Below are 20039 nucleotides of genomic sequence, written 5' to 3'. Positions count from 1 at the left end.
GGTGTCCAGTCCAGCCGATGGTGGGCCGCGACCGCAAGAGGGCGGGGGCACTCCACCCCGTCCGCCAACCTTTACCGCGCACAACCATTCCTGACGCGACGTCAGTTCAGTAATCTGACTGAGCGTCAGCTAGCGATTGGCCGCTGCCGAGCGCGGTGCGGCGCGCAGTCCACGAGAGCCGTCACACAGGAGCGGGCGTCTGCGATGCTTGGATCGACTCACGGCACCCTCACCACGCACTCCCGGCCGGCCCGCGTCGTGGCCTGCGGGGAGCATCCACCCCACACCGTCCACGGCATCAGCGAACCCGACGGCGCCGATGGTCCGCGGCACCTCAACGGCGGTGGGGGCGCGGTCGGTTCGGCCGGTGTCGACCTCGACGTCAGCGGGCGCCCGCTGCACGCGCCGGTGCCGGACCTGGACCGCTTCTTCCGGCCCGAGTCGGTGGCGGTGATCGGCGCCTCGGACCGCGAGGGCCGGCCCAACACCGGCATCACCCGTCAGTTGCTCGCCTGGGCGGAGCGGGTCGGTGCCCGGCTGCACCCCGTCAATCCCGGGCGGGAGCGGGTCTTCGGGCTGGCCTGCTACCCGAGCGTCGCCGAGCTGCCGGAGACCGTCGATCTCGCCGTGCTGCTGGTCGGTGACCCGCTGCCGGTCATCACCGAACTGGACCGGGCCAAGGTGAAGTTCGCGGTCGCGTTCGCCTCCGGCTTCGCCGAGACCGGGCGGGACGGGGCCGCCGCCCAGGCCCGGCTGGCCGAGGCGGTCGCCCGCTCCGGTCTGCGGCTGCTCGGTCCGAACACCAACCTCAACGCCTTCGAGCGGTTCCGCGACGACCTCGAAGGGCCGGCCATCGCCCTGATCACGCAGTCGGGCCACCAGGGCCGGCCGGTCTTCACCCTCCAGGAGCTGGGCATCCGCCTCTCGCACTGGGCACCGACCGGCAACGAGGCCGATCTGGAGACCGCCGACTTCCTCTCCTACTTCGCCTCCCGTCCGGAGGTCGGCGCGATCGCCGCGTATGTGGAAGGGCTCAAGGACGGCCGCAGCTTCCTGCTCGCCGCCGACCGCGCGGCCCGCAACAAGGTGCCGGTGGTCGTCGTCAAGGTCGGCCGCACCGAGACCGGCGCCCGGACCGCCGCCTCGCACACCGGCAAGCTCACCGGCGCGGACGAGGTGGTGGACGCCGCGCTGCGGCAGTTCGGCGTGATCCGGGTGGACGGCCTGGACGAGCTCCAGGACACCGCGGCGCTGCTGGCCCGGGCCCGCACGCCCCTCGCCGAGGGCGTCGCGGTCTATTCGATCTCCGGCGGCACCGGCGCGCACTTCGCCGACCTGGCGACCGCGGCGGGCCTGACGCTGCCCACCCTCTCCGACGCCAAGCAGGCCGAACTCCACCAGTGGATACCCGACTACCTCCACGTCGCCAACCCGATCGACAACGGCGGGCACCCGGTGGGCGACTGGCGCGGCCGCAGGATCATCGACGCGCTTCTCGCCGACCCCGCCGTCGGCGTGCTGATCTGCCCGATCACCGGCCCCTTCCCGCCCATGAGCGACAAGCTGGCGCAGGACCTCGTGGACGCGGCCGAGCGGACCGACAAGCTGGTCTGCGTCGTCTGGGGCTCGCCGGTCGGCACCGAGGACGCCTATCGCCGCACCCTCCTCGGCTCCTCCCGGGTCGCGACCTTCCGCACCTTCGCCAACTGCATCACCGCCGTCCGCGCCTACGTGGACCACCACCGCTTCACCGCCGACTACCGCTCCCCCTTCGACGACGCCCCGCGCGCGGCCTCCCCGGCCGTCCGCAAGGCCCGGATGCTGCTCCAACCGGGCCAGCAGCTCAGCGAGCACGGGGCCAAGCAACTGCTGCGCGCCTACGGCATCCGCGTGCCGCGCGAGCAGTTGGTGACCAGCGCGGCCGCGGCCGTCCGGGCGGCGAGCCAGGTCGGCTATCCGGTGGTGCTGAAGGGCTCCGGGCCCCAGCTCGCCCACAAGACCGAACTCGGCCTCGTCAAGGTCGGGTTGACCTCCGCCAGTCAGGTCCGCGACGCCTACCGCGAGCTGACCGACATCGCCCGCTACGAGGACCAGCCGCTGGACGGCGTCCTGGTCTGCCAGATGGTCGAGCGGGGCGTCGAGATGGTCGTCGGCGTCACCCCCGACCCGCTCTTCGGGCCGACCGTCTCCGTCGGCCTGGGCGGGGTGCTCGTGGAGGTCCTGCGGGACGTCGTGGTGGGCGTGCCGCCCTTCGGGGAGGCGCACGCCCGCGCCATGCTCCGCGAGCTGCGCGGCCACGCCCTCCTGGAGGGCGTCCGGGGGATGCCGCCCGCCGACACCGACGCGCTGGTCGAGACCGTGCTGCGGGTGCAGCGGATGGCCCTCGAACTCGACGGCGAGCTGGCCGAGTTGGACATCAATCCGCTGGTCGTCCTCCCCCGCGGCCAGGGCGCGGTGGCGCTGGACGCCCTCGCGCTCTGCCACTGACCGCCGCGCCGGCACCCCCGACCGCCTCTTCTCCTGGAGCCGCTCCCCCATGTCGCCCGCACCGTCCCCCCGTTCCGAAACCGCCACCGACCCGGCCCCGGCGGCCCCCGCCGCCGACCCCGTCGACTCCTTGATACTCCACGCCACTGACAACGGCGTCGTCACGCTCACCCTCGCCCGTCCCGACGCCCTCAACGCGCTCACCCCCGCCATGCGCGAACGCCTCATCGACCACCTCGCCGCCGCCTCCGCCGACCCCGACGTCCGGGTCGTGCTGCTCACCGGCACCGGCAGGGGCTTCTGCTCCGGTGCGGACCTGCGCGGCGCGCCGTCCACCGGCGACCGGGTCGCCGGCGACGTCGCGCGGATGCTCCGCGGCGGCGCCCAACGGCTCGTCGCCGCCGTGTGGGACTGCGAGAAGCCGGTGCTCGCCGCCGTCAACGGCACCGCGGCGGGGCTCGGCGCGCATCTGGCGTTCGCCTGCGATCTGGTGCTGGCCGCCGAATCGGCCCGGTTCGTCGAGGTGTTCGTGCGCCGCGGCCTGGTCCCGGACGGGGGCGGCGCCTATCTGCTGCCGCGGCTCGTCGGCCCGCAGCGCGCCAAGGAACTGATGTTCTTCGGCGACGCGGTGCCGGCCGCCGAGGCCGCGCGCCTGGGGCTGGTCAACCGGGTCGTCCCGGACGGCGAGTTGGCGGACGCCGCCCGCCGGTGGGCCGAGCGGCTCGCCGCGGGCCCCACCCGCGCCCTCGCCCTCACCAAGCAGTTGGTGAACGCCTCGCTCGACGGCGACCGCGCGACGGCGCTGGCCGCCGAGGCCGCGGCACAGGAGATCAACATGACGACGGCGGACGCGCAGGAGGGCGTCGCCTCGTTCGTGGCGCGCCGCCGACCCACGTTCCGGGGGAGGTGAACGGACGGGGCGGGGTCGCCCCAAGGCGCCGGGATCCTCCCCCGCGCTCGGCTACGGCGCGGCCGAGGTCGAGCGCGCCCGCGCGTCCGGCGGTCCTTCGGGGACGCGAACCCCACTTCCCGCCAACCCCCTTGCCGGAGCGTGGATTTCCGCGCCGAACCACCCGTGCGGGTGGCGCCCCGCCCCTTCCGATCTGACGCACCATCAGATTCAATGGAGGGCATGATGGGACACGCCGGAATGGCGGCCACGGCCGTCCGCTATCTGCGCTCCGTGGGCGCCCCCACCGCCGCGCCGGCGGCCACCACCGCCCGCGCCGCGCCCCGGCCCGCGCTGCGCGCCGTCCGCGACGACGAGCGTGCCCCCCTGGACCCGGCCGAATTCCGGTCCGTGCTGGGCCACTTCGCGAGCGGCGTCGCGATCATCACGGCCCCCGGCGCGCCGGGCCCGGCCGGCTTCGCCTGCCAGTCCTTCGCCTCGCTCTCCCTGGACCCGCCCCTGGTGGCGTTCATGGTGGGCCGCACCTCGACGACCTGGCCGCGGCTGGCGCGGGCCGGCGTGTTCTGCGTCAACGTCCTCGGCGCCGAACAGGGCGCGCTGTGCCGCGCGTTCGCGGTCAGCGGCGCCGACAAGTTCGCCGGTGTCCGGCACGCCCCGGCCCCCGCGACCGGCTCCCCCCGCCTCGCCGACGTCCCCGCCTGGATCGACTGCACGATCCACGCCGTCCACACCGGTGGCGACCACCTCATCGTCGTCGGCCGCGTCGAGGCCCTCGGCACCGACCCGACCGCCGCCGACCGGGGCCCGCTCCTCTTCCACCGGGGCGCCTTCGGCCGGCTCGCCCCGTAGGGCGCGAGGGCGCGGGACCGGCGCCCCAACTCCTCGCCCGCAGCGTCGCGTCCAGGCCCCTCGGGACCGGGACCCGACGGCGGGCGTCCGCCGCCACGGCACCCCTCAGGACCGCGCCCCCGCCCGCCCCCGGAGCACCAGCGCCATCAGTGCCGCCAGCGCGCACAGGGCGCCCGAGACGTACCAGACCGGGTCGTAGGTGCCGAAGGCGTCGCGGGCCAGGCCGCCCAGGTAGGCGATGAGGCCCGCGCCCACCTGGTGGGCGGCGAGGACCCAGCCGAAGACGATGGCGCTGTCCTCCCCGTAGTAGAGGCGGCACAGCGCGAGGGTCGGCGGCACGGTCGCGACCCAGTCGAGGCCGTAGAAGACGATGAAGAAGACCATCGGGGGATGGACGGTGTTGGAGAGCAGGACGGGGAGGAAGAGGAGGGAGAGGCCGCGGAGGCCGTAGTACACGGCGAGCAGGCGGCGGGTGTCGAAGCGGTCGGTGAGCCAGCCGGAGCCGACGGTGCCGGCGATGTCGAAGATGCCGATCACGGCCAGCAGCGAGGCCGCCGCGGTCATCGGCATGCCGTGGTCGTGGGCGGCCGGCACGAAGTGCGTCTTGACCAGGCCGTTCGTGGTGGCGCCGCAGATCGCGAAGGTGCCGGACAGCAGCCAGAACGGCCCCGTCCTGGCCGATGAGACCAGGATGCGCAGGGCCCGGCGGGCGGCACCGTGCCGCGGCGGCGGCTTGGGCACGAACTCCTCGGCCCCGTACGGGCTCGCGCCGACGTCCGCCGGGTGGTCGCGCAGCAGCAGCCATACCAGCGGGACCACGGCGAGGGCGGCGAGCGCGACGGTCACCGCGGCCGGGCGCCAGGAGTGCCGCTCGACGATCACCGACAGCAGCGGCAGGAAGACCAGTTGGCCGGAGGCGCCGGCGGCGGTCAGCACGCCGGTGACCATGCCGCGGCGCGTGACGAACCAGCGGTTGGTGACGGTCGCGGCCAGCGCCAGCGCCATGGAGCCGCTGCCCAGGCCGACCAACACGCCCCAGAGCAGGATCAGTTGCCAGCTCGCGGTCATGTAGACGGTGAGGCCGGCGCCGACCGCGATCACGGTCAGTGCGGCGGCCACCACCCGGCGGATGCCGAAGCGGTCCATCAGGGCGGCGGCGAACGGCGCGGTCAGCCCGTAGAGGGCGAGGTTGACCGAGACCGCGATGCCGATGGTGCCGCGCGACCAGTGGAACTCGTCGTGCAGCGGGTCGATCAACAGGCCGGGCAGCGAGGCGAAGCCGGCCGCGCCGATCAGCGTGAGGAAGGTGACGGCGGCGACCGACCAGGCCCGGTGCGGCCGCCGGCGGCGGGCGGGGGAAGGGCCGGCCGGCGGCCCCGCGCTCGCGGGGGCGTCGGCGTCGGCGCGTACGGGCAGATCGGGCGAGGTGTGAGTCACCACAGCAGCTTCGGCGAGGCGGGGGTGACCGGACGAGTGGCCGGAGGGACAGGGCTCAACAGGATCGGGCCAACACCCCTCCCGCCCCTCCGCCTACTCCCCGAACACCAGCACCGCCCGCGCCACCCGCCCGTGGTGCGCGTCGTCCGCCGCCTTGGCGAAGTCCTCGACCCCGTACGTCGCGGTCACCAACTCGTCCAGCAGCAGCCGGCGTTCCCCGTACAGCCGGGCGTAGAGGGCGATGTCCCGTTGGGGGCGGGAGGAGCCGTAGCGGCAACCGAGGATGGACTTGTCCAGGTACAAGGAGGAGACCAGGAAGGACGCCTCGGCGGCGGCCGGCGGGACGCCCAGCAGCACCGCCTGCCCGTGCCGGTCCAGCACGTCGACCGCCTGCCGGATCAGCCGGGTGCTCCCCACGCACTCGAAGGCGTGGTCGGCGCCGGTCGGCAGGATCTCCTTCACCGCCCGCACGCCGTCCGGCACCGCCGAGGCGTCCACGAAGTGCGTCGCGCCGAACTGCCGCGCCACCGCCTCCTTCGCGGGGTTGGCGTCCACCGCGATGATCACCGAGGCGCCCGCCAGCCGCGCGCCCTGGAGGACGTTGAGGCCGATCCCGCCAGCCCCGATCACCACCACCGACTCCCCGCGGTCCACCCGGGCCCGGTTCAGCACCGCCCCCACGCCGGTCAGCACCCCGCACCCGATCAGCGCCGCGGAGGTCAGCGGCACCGCCTTCGGGATCTTCACGGCCTGCACCGCCTTGACGACCGTGCGCTCCGCGAACGCCGAGTTGGAGGCGAAGTTGAACAGCTCCGTCCCGCCCCGCCGAAAGGGCTTCCCCGGCATCCCGATCGCCTTGCGGCACATCGTCGGCCGCCCCCGGTCGCACTCCGCGCAGGTCCCGCAGTTCGCCAACGTCGACAGCGCCACATGGTCCCCGGGCACCACATGCACCACGCCCGGCCCGACGGCCTCGACGACCCCCGCGCCCTCGTGTCCCAGCACCACCGGCACCGGAAACGGAATCGTGCCGTCGATCACCGAGAGGTCGCTGTGGCACAACCCGGCCGCCCGGATGCCCACCAGCACCTCGCCCGGCCCCGGATCGCGCACCTCCAGATCGCCCACGACCCGGACCTGCTCGCCGTCGAATATGACGCCCTTCATTTCCGCTCCGCTCTGGGCATTCCCCGCTCCGCTCTGGGCAGGCCGAGCACCCGCTCGGCGATGATGTTGCGCTGGATCTCGTCCGAGCCGCCGTAGATCGTGTCGGCCCGGGTGAACAGGAACAGCCGTTGCAGCGCATCGAGTTGGTACGGCTCCCCGGCGGACCAGTCGCCGGGCCCCACCGCCGCGACGGCACCCCGTACCGCCATCGCCAGCTCCCCGAGCCGCCGGTGCCACCCGCCCCACAACAGCTTCGCCACGCTCGGCGCCCCCGCGTCACCCCCCGCCAACGTCCGCAACGCGTTCCACCGCATCACCTTCAACGCGGCCCACTGCGCCACCAGTTGCTCCCGCAGCACCGGATCCCGCACCGCCCCGCACCGCACCGCCTCCCCCACCACCTCCGCCAGCTCCCCCGCGAACCCGATCTGCTGCACGAGCGTCGACACCCCCCGCTCCCGCGCCAACAGCCCCATCGCCACCCGCCACCCCTGACCCGCACCGCCCACCACGTGGTCGGCACGCGCCACCGCCCCGTCGAAGAACACCTCGTTGAACTCCGCGGTCCCGGTCATCTGCCGGATCGGCCGCACCTCGATCCGCCCCGGCTGGTCCATCGGCACCAACAGGAACGACAGCCCCCGGTGCCGCCGCTGCGCGGGGTCCGTCCGCGCCAGCACGAAGCACCAGTCGGCCTCCCCGGCCAACGAGGTCCACACCTTCTGCCCGCTGATCCGGTACCGGTCACCGTCCCGGACCGCCACCGTCCGCAGCCCCGCCAGGTCCGACCCGGCCCCCGGCTCGCTGTACCCCTGGCACCACAGCTCCTCGCCGCGCGCCACGGCCGGCAGGAACCGCCTGCGCTGCGCCTCGTCCCCGTACGCGAGCAACGTCGGCGCCAGCAGGTTCTCCCCGATGTGCCCCACCCGCCCCGGCGCCCCGGCGCGCGCGTACTCCTCGGCCCACACCACCTGCTGCGCCAGCGACCCGGCCCGGTTCCCGTACCCCCCGTGCCCCCGGTCCCACCCCAACCCGATCCAGCCCCCACCCCCCAACTCCCGCTCCCAGCCCCGCCGCACCCCCACCCCCACATGCTCACTCCCCGGCCCACCCGCCGCCCCCAACGCGGCAAACTCCCCCACCACATGCCCCACCAACCACTCCCGTGCTTCCCCCCTGAACGCCTCGTCCTCAACCGAAAACACCGGCACCCTCCCTCCCACGGCAACCACGCCCCACCAAAGACCCACCCACCCACGGGAGGGGACGGGCCGGAGGGGCAGGGGTTCCGGACGTCAAGCGAAGCAGTCCGGAACCCCTGCCCCGGAGGCCCGTCACCGCACCCCGAAAGCCCCGCGCAGCGGCCCCGCGCCGCAGGCGCAGAACAGCAACCCCCACGGCGGGAAAGCCGACAACGGGGGAAACGGCCGGCCGCAGGCCCAGGCCCCCGCCCCTAGACATTCGGCCGCTCCGCGGCCTTGGCCGCCCGGGCCATCTCCGCCAACTGCGCCAGCATCGGCATGGGATCGACCCCGACCGATCCCGCCACCACCCCGGCGACCCGCTCCGGCGTCCACCCACCCTCGTCGGCATAAACGGAGCGCAGCTCCCTCGGCTGGGCCCACACCGCGATCTTCGGCCCGGCCACCGTGTAGACCTGCCCGGTGACCCCGTCCTCCCGCGCCCGGTCGCTCAACAGGTAGACCACGAACGCCGCGACGTCCTCCGGCTCCCCGATCTCCTTGAGCTCCATCGGCACGTTGGCCGACATCCGGGTCCGGGCGACGGGCGCCACCGCGTTGGCGGTGACCCCGTACTTGTGCAGGCCCAGCGCCGCGCTGCGCACCAGCGAGATGATCCCGCCCTTGGCGGAGGCGTAGTTGGCCTGGGCGACGCTGCCCTGGTGGTTGCCGCTGGTGAAGCCGATCAGCGTGCCGGACCTCTGCTCGCGCATCACGGCCGCGGCGGCGCGGAAGACCGTGAAGGTGCCCTTGAGGTGGGTGGCGACCACCGGGTCCCACTCCTCCTCGGACATGTTGAAGAGCATCCGCTCGCGCAGGATGCCGGCCACGCACACCACGCCGTCGATCCGCCCGTACTCGGCGAGCGCGGTGTCCACGATCCGCTGCCCGCCGGCCATCGTGGAGACGTCGTCGGCGACCGCAACGGCGCTGCCCCCGGCCGCGGTTATCTCCTTGACCACCGCCGCCGCGACCTCGCTGCTGGGCTCGCCGCCCCCGATGGCGACGCCGTAGTCGTTGACCACCACCTTCGCGCCCTCGGCGGCCGCCGCGAGGGCGACCGCCCGCCCGATGCCGCGGCCGGCCCCCGTGACGGCGACCACCTTGCCGGCCAAGAAGTTCCCCATGCCGCGCCCCTTCCCACCATTTCTGACGGACCGTTAGATTTTTGAGCACGCACCGGCCGAGCACAAGACCCCGAACACGAGCCGTACGAGACCGCCCCCACGCGCCACACGAGCCCCCCCCCGGACGCCGCCCACGTCGCCTCCCCAAGGAGCCCCATGCCCCTCCCCCAGGAGTTCCACGACATCGCCCGGCGCGTGAACAACTGGGGCCGCTGGGGCCCGGACGACGAGCTCGGCACCCTGAACCTGATCACCCCGGACGCGGTACGCGCCGCCGCCGCGACCGTCCGCAGCGGCCGCCGGGTCCCCCTCGCGCTGCCGCTCCGGCACGACGGCGTGCAGAGCGGCCTGATCCCGGGGCGGGTCAACCCGCTGCACACCATGGTCGCCATCAACCACGAGCTCTTCGGCCCGGGCACCGTCGCCACCTCCGACGACACCGTCACCATGGGCCTCCAGGCCGCAACCCACTGGGACGGCCTGGCCCATGTCTCGCACTCCGGCCGGCTCTACAACGGCCGGAGCGCCGACACCGTCACCGCACACCGCGGCGCCACCGCGGTCGGCATCGAGAAGGCCGCGCCGATCGTCTCCCGCGGGGTGCTGCTGGACGTGGCCCGGGTCCACGGCACCGACCGACTGCCGCCCGGGCACGCGGTCACGCCGGAAGACCTGTCCGCCGCCGAGGAGTTGGCCGGGACGCGGGTCCGGTCCGGCGACGTGGCCCTGGTCCGCACCGGGCACCTGACGCACTACCTGGCCGGCGACCGGGAGGCGTACGCGTTCCCGTCGCCCGGGCTCTCGCTGCGCGCCCCGGAGTGGTTCCACACCCGCGAGGTGGCCGCGGTCGCCAACGACACCCTGACCTTCGAGGTCTTCCCGCCCGAGGTCGAGGGGTTGTGGCTGCCGGTGCACGCCCTGCACCTGGTCGAGATGGGCATGCTCCAGGGCCAGAACTGGAACCTGGAGGAACTGTCACGGGCTTGCGCGGACGAGGGCCGCTACGCCTTCCTGCTGTCCGCGCCGGCGGAGCCGTTCGTCGGCGCCACCGGCGCCCCGGTCGCGCCGGTGGCGGTTATGTGAGCCCCGACCGGGCGCCCCGGCCGGCCAGGTGGCGGCGCGCGATGCGCGCCCCGAGCACGGCACCGCGGACCGCCACCCGGCTCCGGCCGCGATCCGCACTCGTCAAGGCCGCGGGCCCCTCGCCCCTCGCGACGGACGCCCGGTCCGACGCGACGGCACCCGGGCCCGACCCCCCGGACCCGTACCCGGCACACCGCACGCACGGCATGCCGCCCCACTGTGGCCTCGACGTCCCCTCGCGGCGGCATCGCTCCCCCAAGAGTGATCACCGGCCCACGCCACGTCAACACCTGGTCTGGACTAATTCCGCGCCTGGCGAACCGATTCAGCGGCTTACGCCCGGTTTGTCGCGGCGCAATGCGGGTCATACGCCCCCAGGTCCGCACCGGTCGCCATCAGCAGCGCCTGCGCGCGGTCCACCTCGCACCAGATCCGCTTGCCGGCACCCTCGTGCTGCCAACCCCAGCGATCCGCAAGGCCGTCGACCAGTTCCAGCCCGCGGCCGTTGGTGTCCTCGCCGTCCGCGTGCCGGGGGCGCGGCGGACGCGCACTGGTGTCCACCACCTCGACGCGTACGGTGCCCACCACGGCACCACTGCCCGAGAAGCACAGCCGCACCCGGGCCGACGCACCGGTATGCACCACGGCGTTGGTGACCAGCTCGGAGATCAGCAGGATCAGCGTCTCGGCGAGCGGCTCGTCCGCCCCTATGCCCGATCCCGCGAGCCTCGACCTGGCCCACCGCCGGGCCCGCCCCACTTCCGAGGGGTCGGGCCGCACTTCCAACTGCACCTGAAGCACCTGCACCGCTCACACCATCCGAACCGGCGGAAACATCGCCTCGCGCCTCCACGGAGTCACGGTGCGTGACTCCGGCGAAGCACAGCATGGTTGACGTTCAGTCACCGCAACAACCGCTTCGGGCATATTCCAGCGCAAGGGAGTATGCGTGCGGCATACTGTGCGACGCACAGCGCGGGGAGTCGAACATGGGGGGTCGTCGGGGCCTGGCCCACGGCGAGCGGCGCGCACTCGGGAGTCCGGAGCCGTCCGCCGGACAGCACCGCAACTACTGCGCCACAAAGCCACTCGCACCCCACGGAGCGTACCCGAGCGTGCCGCCGACTCCCCCCTGCGACGAGTCACGCCAAGGACACAACCCGATATCGACCCTGCGTGACTACTTATGCGTGCGGGGTCCGATATTTCGCACCGCGGGTGCCAGAGTCTGACATTGCCGTCCTTGCGACGCTCCGTGAGCAACGGCGGGCGCCGGCACGCTCCGTCACTCCCTCACCAAGGCGTCCGCCAGCCGCTCCTCCGCCTCCCGCGCGCCGCCCCAGCCCTCGGCCCGCAACCAGGCCCGTTTGAGGTGCAGATGGACATCGGCCTCCCAGGTGAAGCCGATCCCGCCGTGCACCTGGAGGCAGTCCCGGGCGTTGCGCACCGCGGCCTCGTCCGCCAACACCTTGGCGCCCACGGCGTCGAGGGCGTCACCGGTGACCGCCGCCGCATAGACCGCGGCCCGGGCCAACTCGGCGCGGACCAGCATCTCCGCACACAGGTGCTGCACCGCCTGGAACGAGCCGATGGCCGCGCCGAACTGGGTGCGCCGGCGGGCGTGCTCGACGGCCAGCTCCACCGTGCGGGCCGCGCTGCCCAGTTGCTGGGCGGCGGTCAGCAGCGCCGCCTCCCGGCGCAGCCGCGCCGCGTCCAGGCCGGCGAGCGGGGCGGTGCGTGGCGCATCGAGGACGCGGGCCAGCGGGGTCAGCGGGTCGACGGAGGCGAGCGGGGCGCGGTCGACCTCGGCGGGCGCGCAGCGGTAGGCCCGCCCGGCGCGGTCCGGTTCCCCCGCGCCCAGGATGACCAACGCGTCGCAGTCGTCCGGGTGTTCCCAGTACGCCGGGTCGGCCGCGGCGTCGCACAGGCCGACGATCCGCTCGCCGGTGGCCGCCCCGTCCACCGCCCCCGCCAGCAGCAGCCCGGCCACCAGCGGCCCCGGCAGCAGCGCCCGGCCGGCCTCCTCGAAGACCAGGACGGCCTCCGGGAGCCCCAGTCCGACACCGCCGTCGGCCTCCGGCATCCGCAGCGCGAAGAAACCGGCGTCGGCCAGCTCCCGCCACAGGCCGCGGTCCAGCGCCGGGTCGTCGACGGCCGCGCGCAGGCGGTCCCGGTCGAAGCGGCCGGCCAGCAGCTCCCGAGTGCCGTCCCGCAACGCCCGCTGGTCCGCGTCGAGTTGGAAGCGCACCCGCCCCTCACCGCCCCTTCGGCAGGCCGAGGATCCGCTCGGCGACGATGTTCCGCTGGATCTGCGAGGTGCCCGCGGCGATGGTGTACGCCAGGGCGGAGAGCCGGTCGGTGACCCAGGGGTGGTCGGTGTCCAGCGCCCGCCCGCCGAGCACCTCGGCCGCCGCGTCGTAGAGCTCCTGACGGGCGTGCGAGTAGCGCAGCTTGAAGACCGAGCCGCCGGTGCCCGGGACGCCGCCGGTGAGCTGGCCCTCGCTGACGTTCCACTGGGTCAGCCGCCACAGCGCGGCGAACTCGGCGTTCAGCCGGCCCAGTCGGCGGCGGAGCACCGCGTCGTCCCAGCGGCCGTTGGCGCGGGCGGCGCGGGCCAGTTCGGCGAGCACCCGGCGGCAGGCCACCACCTCGCCGACGAAGGCGGTGCCGCGCTCGAAGGAGAGCGTCACCATCGTCACCCGCCAGCCGTCGTGCTCGGCGCCGATGCGGTGGGAGACCGGGATCCGGACCTCGTCGAGGAAGACCTCGGCGAACTCCGTGGAGCCGGCCAGCGTCCGCAGCGGCCGCACCGTCACCCCGGGGGCGTCCATCGGCATCGCCAACCAGCTGATGCCGCGGTGCCGGGGGGCGTCGGGGTCGGTGCGGACGAGCAGTTCGCACCAGTCGGCGACCTCGGCGTGCGAGGTCCAGACCTTGGCGCCGGTCACCACGTAGTCGTCGCCGTCCCGGACCGCCCGGGTGCGCAGCGCGGCCAGGTCGGAGCCGGCGTCCGGCTCGCTGAAGCCCTGGCACCAGATCTCCTCGCCGCGCAGGATCGGCGGCAGCCAGCGGGCCCGCTGGGCGGCGGTGCCCTCGGCGGCGATGGTGGGGCCGGCGTGCAGCAGCCCGACGAAGTTGGCACCGACGTACGGGGCGCCGGCCCGCTCGGTCTCCTCCAGGAAGATCAGGTGCTGGGTGGGGGTGGCGCCCTTCCCGCCGGCGTCGACCGGCCAGTGCAGCCCGGCGTACCCGGCGTCGTACAACATCCGTTGCCAGGCCGCGTCGTACGCCCGCCGGCCGGGCCAGTCGGTGGCCGCGGGCCCCGGCGGCAGCTTCGGCAGCGCCTCGGCGAGCCAGGCCCGCAGCCGGACCCTGAAGGCGTCCTCCTCCTCGGTGTAGCTGAGGTCCACTGGTGTCCCCTCGCCCGTGCCGATCGGCCGCAGCGCCGATCTGATGCAGCGTCAGATTCGTGTGCCGGCCCCAGGCTAGACCCGCCCCCCTGGACCGACAAGACGTCGGGTCGTACGCTCGGGCACGAATCTGATGCTCCGTCAGCAACACCTCCCTGGAGGGCGCCATGACCGGCAGCACCCTGTGGGACCTGGTCGCCTGGCGCGCCGCCCGCACGCCCGACGCCCTCGCCCTCGTCCAGGGCGCCCGGGCCGCCCGGGACGAGCGCCGGATCACCTTCGGCGCGCTGTACGGGCGCGCCGAGCGGGTCGCCGCCGGGCTGGCCGCGCGCGGCGTCGGGCCCGACAGCCGGGTCGTCTGGCAACTGCCCACCCGCATCGAGACGGTGCTGATCAGCCTGGCCCTGGCCCGGCTCGGCGCGGTGCAGAGCCCGGTCCTGCCGCTCTACCGCGACCACGAACTGAGCCAGGTGCTGCGCCGCACCCGCGCCGCCTTCGTCCTCGTCCCCGGCACCCGGCGCGGCGTCGACCACACCGCGACGGCGCACCGCCTGGCCCGCCAACTGCCCGTGCCGCCGGCCGTCGTCGAGGCGTACGACCCCCTGCCGGACGGCGACCCGGCCACCCTGCCCCCGCCGCCCACCGACCCCGACGCGCCCCGCTGGATCTACTGGACCTCAGGGACCACCGCCGCCCCGCGCGGCGTGCTGCACACCGACCGCAGCCTGCGCACCGCCGGCGAGAGCCTGGCCGCCGCGCTCCGCCCGGGCCCCGCCGACGTCGGCTCGATGGCCTTCCCGTACGCCCATGTCGCCGGCCCCGACTACACCGTGATGCTGCTCCGGCACGGCATCCCGGCCGTCCTGCTGGAGCGCTTCGCCCTGCCGGCCGCCCTCGCCCCCTACCGCCGCCACCGGGTCACCCTCGCCGGCGGCTCCACCGCCTTCTACTCCCTCTTCCTCGCCGAGCAGCGCAAACTCCCCGCCGGCCGGCGACTGTTACCGGACCTGCGACTGCTGGCCGGGGGCGGCGCCCCCATGCCGCCCACGCTGTACCACGAGGTGGTGGCCGAACTGGGCTGCCAACTCACCCACGGCTACGCCCTCACCGAGGCCCCGATGGTCACCATGGGCGACCCCCGCGACGACGCCGAGCTGCTGGCCACCACCGACGGGCGCCCGCCCGCCGGCATGGAGATCAGGATCGCACCGGGGACCGGGGAGATCCTGCTGCGCGGCCCGGCGGTCTGCCGCGGTTACCTGGACGAGCCCGGGGCGTTCGACGCCGACGGCTTCCTCCGCACCGGCGACACCGGCCGCCTCGCGCCCACCGGCCACCTGGTGATCACCGGCCGGCTGAAGGACATCATCATCCGCAAGGGCGAGAACGTCTCCGCCCGGGAGGTGGAGGACCTCCTCTACCGGCATCCGGACATCGCCGACGCGGCGGTCATCGGCCTGCCGGACCCGGAGCGCGGAGAGCTGGTCTGCGCCGTGGTCGAACAGCCCCCGGGAGCCGCGGCGTTGACGCTCGGCGCCGTCGTCTCCCACCTGCTCACCGAGGGGCTCGCCCGGCACAAGGTGCCGGAGCGGCTGGAGGTGCTGCCGGAACTGCCGCGCGGCGCGACTCTGCGCAAGGTGCTCAAGCAGGAACTGCGGGAACGGTTCGGCGGGGCCCTGGGGCGCGGCGGGCGGCGAGTGCACCGCTGACGCCCCAACCCTGGCCCGTATGCGGCTACTTGGGCTGGTAGGAGCTGCTCGCCTCCGAGTACAGCCGGTCCACCTCGGCCCGGCCGGACTCCGGGCCCAGGACCAGGACGACGTGGTAGCGGCCGTCGCGGATCATCGCGAGGTTGCGGGCGTAGACCGGGCGGCCGTCGCCGTCCTTCCAGGTGAAGGTCGCCTCGGCCATCGCCGTCTGCCCCACGTCGATGCGCCGCTGCCCGGATATCTCCGACCAACTGGCGGCGCGGTAGGCCGCCAACTCGGGCTCGGTGTCCTGCTGGTAGGTGGACGGGTCGGTGCCGAACTGCGCGGTGGCGTCGCGGCCGGGGACCACCAGCAGCTCGTAGCCCCCGCCGGCGTAGCGCACCCGGCCGTGGTCCGTGCCGGGGCTGCGCTGCCAGCCCTTGCGCACCGCGATCCGGAACCCGGCGGGGTCCGCGCGGAGTTCGAACCCCGGGGCGACCGTCCCGGGGGCGGTGGTCTGCGGCTCGCCGGAGCCCGGCGTGCGGCCGGCGCCCTTGCCGTCGGTGCCGTCGCCCCGGCCGGGCGAGGGGGCGGGGCTGCTGCCGGGGGCGCCTCCCGAGGTGCCGGAGAGGTCCGCGCCGGACGGCCCGCCCGCCGCGTCCGCCCCGGACCTGGGCAGGAACACCATGGCGTAGGCGATCCCGGCCACCACCATCAGCAGGATCGCGGCGAGCAGCACCCGCCCCAGGCTGCGCGGCGCCCGCGCCCCCCGCTCGCGCGCCCGCTGCGGCACCGGCCCGACCCCGACCTGGCCCAGCAGCTCCGCGGACTCCTGCGCCGGTACGCTCGAACGCCCGCCGGGGCGGGCGGACTTGGCCGACCGGGACGGCGCGGACCGCGGCCGGGGCGCGGTCGCCTCCCAGCCCGCGGAGGTGCTCCCCGGCCGTTCGCGACCGCCCCGGAACCGCTTCGTGCGCCCCTGGCGGACCAGTTCGCCCCGGCGCCGGAGGATCGGCAGACGGCGCGGGTCCGCGGGCCCCTCCAGCGCCGGCAGGGTCACCAGTCGGCGGCCCAGATCGGGCTCCGGCGCCGTCCGCACCAGCGCCCGCAGCCGGCCGCGCAGCTCCTCGGGATCCGGCCGCCCGGCCGGATCCCGGCACAGCAGCTCCTCGATGAGCGGGCGCAGCGCCCCGGCCTCCCCGGCCTCGGCGGGCGGCCGCGCGCCCACCAGCCGGACCAGCTCGGCGGCGCTCTCCTCCGGGAACGGCGGCCGGCCCTGCACCGCGCGGAACAACAGGGCGCCCACCGCCCACAGATCGGCGGCCGGCCCCGCCGGCCCGTCGTCGCCCCCCACCGGCCCGGCCCGCTCCGGCGCCCAGCGCTCGGTGACCGGACCGACCATCGCCAGCCGCGCCTGCCGGGCCCGCTCGGCGGCGAGCCCGGTCAACCCCGCGCCCGCCCCGCCCGCCCCGCCTTCGCCGGCCGCCTCCCCGCCGCCCGCCTTGACCAGCGAAACCACCGCCGCCGGCTCCTTGGGCATCGGGTCGTACCCGCACAGCGCCTCCTGGGCCGCGCCGGCCGCCAGCCCCGTCAGCACGGCCCGGCCGTCGTCGCAGACCAGGACCGTGTCGGCGGTGACGTTGCGGTGGCTCCAGCCGTGCGCCTGCAGGGCGCGCAGCGCGGTCAGCAGGTCGGCGGCGATCTCCGCGGCGCGGTGCGGGCCCAGCGTCCGCCCGTCGAGCAGCGCGGACAGCGGGCGGGCAGGCAGGAGTTCGCCGACGATCCAGAGGCTGCCGTCCTGCGCGAAGACGTCGAAGACCTGGTCCAGCAGCGGGTGGTCGGGGAGTTGGGCGGCGGCCGTGGCGGCCCGGAGGGCCCGGCGGACGGCCGGGTCCCGGGGGTTGCGGTCGGCGCCCGCCGGGGCGCCGGGACCGCCGAACGCCCCACGGCCACCGCCGCCGAAGCCGCCCTGCGCCCGCCCGTCCGCGAACTCGCGCTCCGTGAACCGGCCGTCCGTGAACTCCCCGTCCGCGGCCGGCACCTCGGCCTCCACCACCTCCGGCAGCGGCACCTGACGGACGGCCACGGCCTGCCCGCTGTAGGTGTCGAACGCCCGGAGCGCGCCGGCGTGCCCGACGAACTCCTCGCCGTGGGAAGCCTCGTCGCCGGGCGGCACCGACAGACGGTAGCGCTCGGCGAGCACGCGCCCCTGAAACCCGGACGGCGAGGGGTACGTCCCCCTCGGATGCTGCTCCACGACGCGCCTCCCCTCAGCGTGCGCCGCCCCGGCCGCTGTGCCCTGCGGACCGGCGCTGGACTTCTCACGATACGGCGCGGCACTGACAGTTGAGCCCGCCGGGCCGCGCCGCGCGCAGGCGTCCGCCCCGCGGCGGGGGCGGGCCCGCGGACGAGCGCGCCGGCGCGGCGGGCCAGCCCGACAAGGTGCCGGCCGTGCGGTGGGGCAGCCCGGCGGAGGCTCGGCCCCGGCAAGGGGTCAGCCCGACAAAGGGGCTGCCCGGCGAGGGCTCAGTCCTGCACCGCGAAGGTGCGGAACGCGGTGTCGCGCAACTGCCGGCACTCCGCGTCGTCCCAGGCGTCCGCCTCGCAGGTGATCATGATGGCGAAGCCGTGCTGGTCGTCGACGCGGAAGCCGCGGTCGAGGACCCGCACGTCCTGGCCGCTCTGGTGGCGGGTGAACGACCAGTCGGCGACGGTCGGATAGCCGCGCCAGTCCACGGACGTGATGCCGAGCAGGTGGTACGAGTCGCTGGAGCTGGCCACGTTGGGCTCCAGGGCGCGCCAGGATGCCGCGGCGTCCTTGCCCGGCGAGTCGTTGAAGTCGACCTGGACGCGCGGGAAGCCGCCGGAGGCGCTGTAGATGGCGCCGGAGTTCGTCCCCGCGGTAGCGGTCTGCTTGAAGCCCTCGGGCATCGCCATCTTGAAGTGGAAGCCGGCGTTGGCGACCTGCGCGTAGCCGTCCGGGAGCGCCGCCCCGTCCTTCTTCCCGGCGCCCGGCTTGCCGTCCTGGCCGCCCGGCGTCCGGCCGCCGGGCGCGCTCGGGCCGTCGGTGCCCGCGTCCTGGCTGGCCGCGGCCGACTCCGTCGCGGGCGTGCTCGCGGCCGCCGACGCGCCGCTCTTCTTGGCGGAGCTGCCGCCGTCGCCGTCACTGAACGCCAGGGCCAGCAGCGTCCCGAGGACGACGACGACCACGACCACCCCAACGATCAACGTGCGGCGCGGGACCACGTCGGTCACCGACGCGCGCGGCGGAGCGGGACGGCCGTCCCCGTCGCCGGGTCTGGACTCCGCACGCACCGCGGCCGCGGCGTTCCGCACCGACGACAGCGCGGCGCGCACCCGCTCCTTGGCGGCGTCGGCGTCGAACCCGGTGCGGGCCGGAGCGCCGTTCGCCTGCGCCTTCCCGGCGGTCTGACGCGTCGCGGCCGGCTCGGCACCGGACGTCCGCGCCGCCGCACCGCCCGAACCGCCGTTCTCCCGCACCTCGTTCGGCGCGTCCTGCGCGACCTCCGCCGCCGCGCCGGCCGCCGCCGCGGCCCCGGCCGCCGGCCTCGCCTTCGGCTTCTTCGGCGCCCGGGACTTGGCCGCGCCCTTGACGGGCCTGGCGGCCTTGGCCGCCGACCGCTCCGCGGGGTCGGGCGGCGCCGTGGGCAGCGCCATCGCCCGGGTCGCGTCCGCCGGCGGCTCCGGCTTGGGCTCCGGGGCGTGGATGACCTCCAGCAGCAGCGCCCGCGCCGCCGCCTCGTCCAGCCGGCCCGCCGGGTCCTTCACCAACAGGCCGTAGATCACGTCCTCCAGCGGCCCGGCGCTCTTGGGCGGCTCGACCGGCTCGGTCATCACCGCGGTGAGGGTGGCGATCGCCGACCCCTTGTCGTACGGCGGGGAGCCCTCGACGCAGGCGTACAGCAGGCCGCCCAGGGACCACAGGTCGGCCGGCGGGCCGGGCTTCTGCCCGCGGGCCCGCTCCGGCGAGATGTACGAGGGCGCGCCGACCAGCATGCCGGTCGACGTCACCGACGGGTCGCCCTCGACCTGGGCGATGCCGAAGTCGGTGAGCACGACCCGACCGTCGTCGGAGATCAGCACGTTGGACGGCTTCACGTCGCGGTGCAGGATGCCCTGGCCGTGTGCGGCGCGCAGCACGTCGAGCACCGCCAGGCCCACCTCGGCGGCGCGGCGCGGCGTGAGCGCGCCGTCGTCGCGGATGACCTCGGCCAGCGAGCGGCCCTCGACCAGCTCCATCACGATCCACGGCCGGTCGTCCTCGTCGACCACGTCGTAGACCGTCACCGCGCCGTTGTTGCGGATCCGGGCGATCGCCTTGGCCTCGCGCAGGGTGCGGGTGATCAGACGGCGCTTCTCGTCCTCCTCGACCCCGCCGGGGAAGCGCAGTTCCTTGACCGCGACCGTGCGGCCCAGCACCTCGTCACCGGCCCGCCAGACGGTGCCCATGCCGCCCCGGCCGAGAACATCGGCGAGCCGGTACCGGCCGGCGAGCAGCCTGCCCTCCTTGCCGTCCATCTCGACCTCGTCGCCCACTGAATCCCCTCTGCAATCCAGCCGAGTTGGCACTCTCGATTCTCCATCGATCGCCAAACTGGCCCAACTCGGACAACCCACCC

At 75.1% G+C, this 20039-nt stretch carries 14 protein-coding genes; 5 read left to right on the top strand and 9 right to left on the bottom strand.

The window, feature by feature from the left end; translation table 11 throughout:
* The first annotated feature begins 204 nt into the window (after positions 1-204).
* From ACIQU6_RS17030 to ACIQU6_RS17020, 3 genes are all read left to right on the top strand, one after another.
* On the top strand, positions 205-2487 hold the full coding sequence (locus tag ACIQU6_RS17030; RefSeq protein ID WP_403482410.1) for an acetate--CoA ligase family protein: 2283 nt from the start codon (positions 205-207) through the stop codon (positions 2485-2487).
* A gap of 49 nt (positions 2488-2536) precedes the next feature.
* Positions 2537-3397: an enoyl-CoA hydratase/isomerase family protein gene (locus ACIQU6_RS17025; protein WP_403482409.1), complete on the top strand. Its 861-nt coding sequence runs from the start codon at positions 2537-2539 to the stop codon at positions 3395-3397.
* A 213-nt stretch (positions 3398-3610) separates the two neighbouring features.
* Positions 3611-4246 carry a flavin reductase family protein gene (locus ACIQU6_RS17020; RefSeq protein WP_403482408.1) on the top strand — a complete coding sequence of 212 codons (636 nt, stop codon included), beginning with the start codon at positions 3611-3613 and terminating at the stop codon, positions 4244-4246.
* 105 nt (positions 4247-4351) lie between these two features.
* On the opposite strand, the gene ACIQU6_RS17015 is transcribed toward ACIQU6_RS17020, so the two are convergent.
* The 4 genes from ACIQU6_RS17015 to ACIQU6_RS17000 form a co-directional block, all read right to left on the bottom strand.
* Positions 4352-5683 carry an MFS transporter gene (locus ACIQU6_RS17015; protein WP_403482407.1) on the bottom strand — a complete coding sequence of 444 codons (1332 nt, stop codon included), beginning with the start codon at positions 5681-5683 and terminating at the stop codon, positions 4352-4354.
* 93 nt (positions 5684-5776) lie between these two features.
* The gene (locus ACIQU6_RS17010; RefSeq protein ID WP_403482406.1) at positions 5777-6850 is read right to left on the bottom strand and encodes an alcohol dehydrogenase catalytic domain-containing protein; all 1074 of its coding nucleotides are present in this window, start codon (positions 6848-6850) and stop codon (positions 5777-5779) included.
* Complete coding sequence (locus ACIQU6_RS17005; protein ID WP_403482405.1) at positions 6847-8055, bottom strand: acyl-CoA dehydrogenase family protein; 1209 nt, start codon at positions 8053-8055, stop codon at positions 6847-6849. The genes ACIQU6_RS17010 and ACIQU6_RS17005 overlap by 4 nt, the downstream gene beginning before the upstream one ends.
* Before the next feature lie 248 nt (positions 8056-8303).
* On the bottom strand, positions 8304-9218 hold the full coding sequence (locus ACIQU6_RS17000) for an SDR family oxidoreductase (protein WP_403482404.1): 915 nt from the start codon (positions 9216-9218) through the stop codon (positions 8304-8306).
* 156 nt (positions 9219-9374) lie between these two features.
* On the opposite strand from ACIQU6_RS17000, the gene ACIQU6_RS16995 reads away from it, so the two are divergent.
* Entirely contained in the window at positions 9375-10301 is a 927-nt protein-coding gene (locus ACIQU6_RS16995; protein ID WP_403482403.1) for a cyclase family protein, read from the top strand.
* Between the two features lie 333 nt (positions 10302-10634).
* On the opposite strand, the gene ACIQU6_RS16990 is transcribed toward ACIQU6_RS16995, so the two are convergent.
* The 3 genes from ACIQU6_RS16990 to ACIQU6_RS16980 all read right to left on the bottom strand — a co-directional run bounded on the left by ACIQU6_RS16990 (position 10635) and on the right by ACIQU6_RS16980 (position 13711).
* The gene (locus tag ACIQU6_RS16990) at positions 10635-11108 is read right to left on the bottom strand and encodes an ATP-binding protein (protein WP_403482402.1); all 474 of its coding nucleotides are present in this window, start codon (positions 11106-11108) and stop codon (positions 10635-10637) included.
* 478 nt (positions 11109-11586) lie between these two features.
* A complete protein-coding gene (locus ACIQU6_RS16985; protein WP_403482401.1) occupies positions 11587-12549 on the bottom strand; it encodes an acyl-CoA dehydrogenase family protein in 963 nt (320 codons plus the stop codon).
* Between the two features lie 7 nt (positions 12550-12556).
* The gene (locus tag ACIQU6_RS16980; protein WP_403482400.1) at positions 12557-13711 is read right to left on the bottom strand and encodes an acyl-CoA dehydrogenase; all 1155 of its coding nucleotides are present in this window, start codon (positions 13709-13711) and stop codon (positions 12557-12559) included.
* A gap of 167 nt (positions 13712-13878) precedes the next feature.
* On the opposite strand from ACIQU6_RS16980, the gene ACIQU6_RS16975 reads away from it, so the two are divergent.
* Complete coding sequence (locus ACIQU6_RS16975) at positions 13879-15420, top strand: class I adenylate-forming enzyme family protein (RefSeq protein WP_403482399.1); 1542 nt, start codon at positions 13879-13881, stop codon at positions 15418-15420.
* Between the two features lie 25 nt (positions 15421-15445).
* Here ACIQU6_RS16975 and ACIQU6_RS16970 read toward each other — a convergent pair whose 3' ends face one another.
* Positions 15446-17656 (bottom strand): hypothetical protein, encoded by a 2211-nt coding sequence (locus tag ACIQU6_RS16970; RefSeq protein ID WP_403482398.1) that lies wholly within the window; start codon positions 17654-17656, stop codon positions 15446-15448.
* A 269-nt stretch (positions 17657-17925) separates the two neighbouring features.
* A complete protein-coding gene (locus ACIQU6_RS16965) occupies positions 17926-19956 on the bottom strand; it encodes a protein kinase (RefSeq protein WP_403482397.1) in 2031 nt (676 codons plus the stop codon).
* Between the last annotated feature and the right edge of the window lie 83 nt (positions 19957-20039).

It is taken from the genome of Streptomyces sp. NPDC090442, assembly GCF_044769405.1.
GTDB lineage: Bacteria > Actinomycetota > Actinomycetes > Streptomycetales > Streptomycetaceae > Streptomyces.
This window is presented reverse-complemented; position numbering and strand designations above follow the sequence as displayed.